This window comes from Paraburkholderia oxyphila NBRC 105797 (assembly GCF_000685075.1).
GTDB lineage: Bacteria > Pseudomonadota > Gammaproteobacteria > Burkholderiales > Burkholderiaceae > Paraburkholderia > Paraburkholderia oxyphila.
This window is the reverse complement of the sequence record NZ_BAYD01000217.1, coordinates 1-5,008: the sequence shown is the minus strand read 5'-3', so window position 1 is coordinate 5,008 and position 5,008 is coordinate 1. Positions and strand designations below refer to the sequence as shown.

The following is a 5,008-nucleotide window of genomic DNA, read 5'->3' as shown; positions in this document are numbered from 1 at the left end:
CCGCGAATACAAGTTAAGGCCAAAGCCTTAAAAAAACGCTCACTGATCAAACAGGAAAACCAACCATGATCAAGAATGGATTCCCGGAAGGCGCCGCCCTGATTTTCGGCGGCAGCGGCGGCATTGGCCAAGGCGTGGCCCTGGAGTTCGCTCGCACCGGCGTACCGGTCGCAGTCGCCTACCGATCCAAGGCCGACGTAGCACACCGCATCGCCACGCAGATCCGCGAATCAGGCATCAAATCGAGCACCCACCAGGTCGACGTGACCGACACCGCCCAAGTCCAGGCCACACTCGACGCCGCCATAGAAACTCACGGCCGCGTACACACCATCGTCTGGGCGGCAGGCCCTTTCGTCAACCAACGCCACATCAGCGAGATGAGCCACGAAGACTGGCGTCGCGCCATCGACATCGAGGTCATGGGCTTCTTCAATGCCGCCAAGGCCGCACTGCCCCACCTGCGCGCCGCGGGCGGCGGCTCGTTCGTTGCGCTGGGCTCGGCCGGCCATCTGCGCTGGCCCGATCGTGACGGCCTGTCGGTCGCCCCAAAAGCCGCCAATGAATCCCTGTTAAAGGGCATCGCCCGTGAAGAAGGCCGCTACAACATCCGCGCGAATTCCGTCCTGGTCGGCGTGATCGAGGCCGGCATGTTCCCGCAACTCCTCGAGCAGGGCCAGTTCGACCAGAAATGGATCGACGAAACGATGCAGATGCTCGCCCTCAAACGCTGGGGCAAGCCCGAGGACATTGGCCGTGCCGCCGTGTTCCTCGCGTCCGAAAACGCCGCCTACATCACCGGGCAGCAACTGAACGTGTCCGGCGGCTTCGGCATCTAAAGAAATCGTGACGACTGCGCTACGCGGTGAGGCCGATACCCTGTACCGGCGCCAATCCTCCCAGCGCCCCTCAAACCGCCGGCCGCGTAGGCACCTTCGCAACGAACTTGCGCAAGCGGTGCGCGAGCCGGTGCGAAGGCCGCTCGACGGCGCAGTAGAACGCGTAGCTCGTTGCCAGCGCAACGCCCACCGTCGCGAGCCAGGCGAGCGTCTGTCCCTGCGGATAGCCAGTCTCGCCGAGAATGGCCAGCGCAAGCTTGTGGCACAGATACAGGCTGTACGACCACGCACCGAGCGCACCAGCGTAGCGCCAGAATGCGCTGCGGCCCTGCGTGGCCGTTTCCGCCGCGATCCATCCGGCCACGACGAACTGGAACACCGGCAGCGTGATATCCGGTCCAATGAACGGCAGAAAAGCCGGCTTGATGTGCGAGGTAGATGCGAGCAAGAACGTGAACGACCCCGCCGCCACGATCGCAATGCGCGCGGCGGCCAGATGCTTCGCGAGCCAGCCCGACACCGCCGCGAGGCCGCGCGCGATGCCCGCCGTGAGCGCCGATGCCCGATAGCTCGAACGGCCGTCGATGGCGCTGCGATGCATCTCGGCCACGAGGCAGCCGAGCAGCCAGCCCGGCAGATACAGGAAGGCCGTGCCGGCCACGCCATAGTTTTCGTACACGCAATGCGCGCACACGAGCTGCGTATGCGTGTGGCGGTACCAGACCATTACCGCGGCGGCAAGCGCCACGCCCACGATCATTTCGCCCACGTAGCGAAAGCGGCTGCGCAGCAGCGGATAGATCGTGTAATAGACGATCTCGCAGTAAAGCGACCACAGCACCGACTCGAGCAGATTGCCCGCATTGCCGAGCGGCTGGCAAAGCACCGCGACCACGACGAGCGGCAACCCAATGCGCACATAGCGCGACGCAAAATAATTAATGGGCCGCAACGTCGCATCGCGGTGATATGCGTTGTGAATGCAATAACCGGAAATGACAAAAAACACGATGACCGCGGCCGGTCCCGCGAAAAGGAGCACGGAGCCCGACCAGAGCGCGCCCCCCACGCCTGCCAGCGCGGCCGGAAAGAACGCCTTGAACGGCGGCGGACCGAAGTGGTAGAGCATCACCCAGAGCGCCGCCATGAACCGGATCGCGTCGATTTTGAGCGATTTGGCCGACGGCGCACGGGACGCAAGCGCTCCGGACATGATGTGCCCCTTTTGCTAGTCAATGGCTTGGAGCCTACCTGCGCCGGTCGTTAAAAAAAACATAAATAAATCCTCGTATCAATTTACGCAATGCAAGGGGCAGATGACGCGGGCGGCGATGCATCGGCGGAATGGCGCTATTTCCCGGCGTTTCCCCTGGGGTTTGCCCGCCTTTAGTCCGTCCGGACGAAGAAGGCCGGGCCCTGCCGGTGACACGATGGCGACGCGTGAGCCGGCGCATGTGCGTGCCTCACGCGACCCTTTCCCGCCCCAAGGAGGCTCGCATGTCCGACTCGCAATACCTCGTCAGCTCGGTCAAGGTCGATATTGATGCGCCCGCATCGTTCGTCTGGGACATCCTGATCGATCTCCCCCGCTATCCCGAGTGGAACCCGTACACCGTGAAGGTCGAATCGACGCTGCGCATGGGCGAGCCGGTCAACCTGTATCTGCCCGACCCGACGCGGCCCGGCGAGCTGCTTCATGTCGTCGAGCAGCTGGCCGCGTTCGACCGCCCGACGCTGCTCTCGTGGGAAATGATTTCGAGCGCGGACAACCCGGACGCGGCGCGCCGCGACCAGATCATCGAGATACTCGATGAAGCACGCTGCCGCTATCACTCCACCGATCTCTTCCTCGGGCCGACCGCGCCCACCGTGATGGCGCAGCACGGCGAATGGGTGCGCCAGGGATTCTCCGCGGTTGCGCACGCCCTCAAGCAGCGCGCAGAAACGCTGTACCGCGAAGCCCGCGCGACCCAGGCGGTCTGATTTCAATGCAGGCGGCACACACATCGCGCGCACGGGGCAACATGACCGTTGAATGCAGACGCTCGCCGCCGCCCAGCCACTCCAACCGAAGAGACCACGCATGAAAACCGCAGTCATCACCGGCAGCGCCTCAGGCATTGGCGCCGCCGTCCAGCGGCAATTCGCCGAAGCCGGCATGAACGTGATCGGCGTCGACATCGCGCGCGCCGACGTGTGCGCCGACCTGTCGAGCGCCGCGGGCCGCGAGGCCGCCATCGACGCCGTGCTCGCGCGCAGCGGCGGCGTCATCGACGCGCTCGTATGCTGCGCGGGCCTGGGCCCGCAGGCCGAACCGGCCACGCTCGTCGCGAGCGTCAACTACTTCGGCACGCTCGCGCTGCTTGACGGCCTGTTCGAGGCGCTCAAGCGCGGCAGCAAGCCGGCAGCCGTGGCGGTGTCGTCGAACTCGGCAGTGCTGCAGCCGTGGGCAGGCCATCCACTGCACGACGCCTACCTCGAAGACGACGAGGCCCGCGTGCATGCGCTCGTGGAAGCGAGTCCCGCCGACCAGGCCGGCTACGCGGCCTATGCGAGCTCCAAGCACGCGCTGGCCGTTGCGGTGCGCCGCCGCGCGGCGTCATGGGGCCGTGCCGGCGTGCGCCTGAACGCCGTGGCGCCGGGGGCGGTGCAAACGCCTTTGCTGGAAGCCGGCCTGCGCGATGCGCGCTACGGCGAGGCCATCCGCCAGTTCGTACCGCCCGTGGGGCGTCGCGCCGAGCCCGACGAAATCGCGTCGCTGATCCACTATGTTTGCGGCGAGCAGGCCGGGTTCATCCACGGCAGCGTGCTTTTCATCGACGGTGGGCACGACGCGAGCGTGCGCCCGGATGCTTTCTGATTCCATGGAGCGCCCCATGCAAGAAACTCACGCGTCCGCCCCACCGCCGCCCTCGCCCTTTTCGCCGCTGCGCATCGGCCCGCTCACGCTGCGCAACCGGTTCATCAAGGCGGGCGCCAACGAGGGCATGACGCCGGTGGGATTGCCGACCCAGGCGCTCGTCAAGCATCACCGCGATCTTGCGGCGGGCGGCATCGGCATGACCACGGTGGCCTACGCGGCGGTGGCCGCGGACGGGCTGACGTTCTCGCATCAGATGCATATGCACGCCGGCATCGTGCCGCATTTGCGGGTGCTCACGGATGCGGTGCATCGCGAGGGTGCCGCTGCTTGCCTGCAGATCACGCATGCCGGCTCGTTCACGATGATGCGCCACGGCGGCAGCCGCACGCCGCCATCGGCATCGAGCGGGCTGAACGCGTTTGGCATGCTTTACGGCGTGTACTTCCAGCGCGCGATGAGCGAAGTTGACATGGTGCGCGTGGCCGCCGAATTCGCAGAAGCCGCGCGCCTCGCGCGCGAGAGCGGATTCGACGCCGTGGAGATCCACATGGGGCACGGCTATCTGCTCAACCAGTTCCTCTCGCCGCTCAGTAATCGCCGCCACGATCGCTTTGGCGGCAGTGTCGAGCAGCGCAGCCGTTTTCCTTTGCATGTGCTGCACCAGGTGAAGGACGCCGTGGGCGCGCAGCTCGCGGTGACTTGCAAGCTGAGTGTGAGCGATGGCGCGGCGGGCGGCAACAGTGCGGAGGACTCGGCCGTGACGGCGCGCTTGCTTGAGGACGCGGGTGCCGATCTGTTGACGCTGAGCGGGGGGCGCAATGTGGAAAGCCCTTGGGTGCTGTTCGGGAGCCCTATGCCTACCGCGCAGATGAAGGCTGCCGCGCCGCATCTGTTTGCGTAGCTCGGAGTGAAGATGCTGGAGATGCGCACGCCGCGTAATCTCAAGTTCCGGGAGAATTATTTCCTGCAGGATTCCAGAACGATACGCGCGGCCGTGAAAATGCCGCTCGCCTATGTGGGCGGTGTGCGATCGCTCGACGGCGTCGAGCAGTTGATGGCCGAAGGGTTCGATTGTGTCGCGCTTGCGCGTGCGTTGATTCATGATCCGGCGCTTGTGGAGCACTTTCGGAGTGGAGCGCTTGCGCGTTCGGAATGCAATAGTTGCAATGCGTGTGTTGCCAGGATCTATGACCCGGCTGGAGTGAGTTGTGCGCTCGGGACGGGGAATGATCCTGCTATGACGCAGTTGCTTGCTGCAGGCTGAGAGCCTTGCAGGGTCTAAGGCGTTGGCCTTAACTTGTTTTCG

Annotated in this window: 4 protein-coding genes and 1 pseudogene; 4 read left to right on the top strand and 1 reads right to left on the bottom strand. The window is 65.1% G+C overall.

Annotation, left to right across the window (positions count from 1 at the left end; all coding sequences use genetic code 11):
• The first annotated feature begins 65 nt into the window (after nt 1–65).
• A complete protein-coding gene (locus BO1_RS48075) occupies nt 66–839 on the top strand; it encodes an SDR family NAD(P)-dependent oxidoreductase (protein WP_028223676.1) in 774 nt (257 codons plus the stop codon).
• A 70-nt stretch (nt 840–909) separates the two neighbouring features.
• On the opposite strand, the gene BO1_RS48070 is transcribed toward BO1_RS48075, so the two are convergent.
• Nucleotides 910–2,052 carry an acyltransferase family protein gene (locus BO1_RS48070; RefSeq protein WP_028223675.1) on the bottom strand — a complete coding sequence of 381 codons (1,143 nt, stop codon included), beginning with the start codon at nt 2,050–2,052 and terminating at the stop codon, nt 910–912.
• Between the two features lie 284 nt (nt 2,053–2,336).
• On the opposite strand from BO1_RS48070, the gene BO1_RS48065 reads away from it, so the two are divergent.
• The 3 genes and pseudogenes from BO1_RS48065 to BO1_RS55885 all read left to right on the top strand — a co-directional run bounded on the left by BO1_RS48065 (nt 2,337) and on the right by BO1_RS55885 (nt 4,966).
• Nucleotides 2,337–2,822: an SRPBCC domain-containing protein gene (locus tag BO1_RS48065; RefSeq protein WP_028223674.1), complete on the top strand. Its 486-nt coding sequence runs from the start codon at nt 2,337–2,339 to the stop codon at nt 2,820–2,822.
• 100 nt (nt 2,823–2,922) lie between these two features.
• Entirely contained in the window at nt 2,923–3,699 is a 777-nt protein-coding gene (locus BO1_RS48060; RefSeq protein ID WP_028223673.1) for an SDR family oxidoreductase, read from the top strand.
• A 16-nt stretch (nt 3,700–3,715) separates the two neighbouring features.
• Nucleotides 3,716–4,966: pseudogene (locus BO1_RS55885) on the top strand (NADH:flavin oxidoreductase).
• Nucleotides 4,967–5,008: the final 42 nt, after the last annotated feature.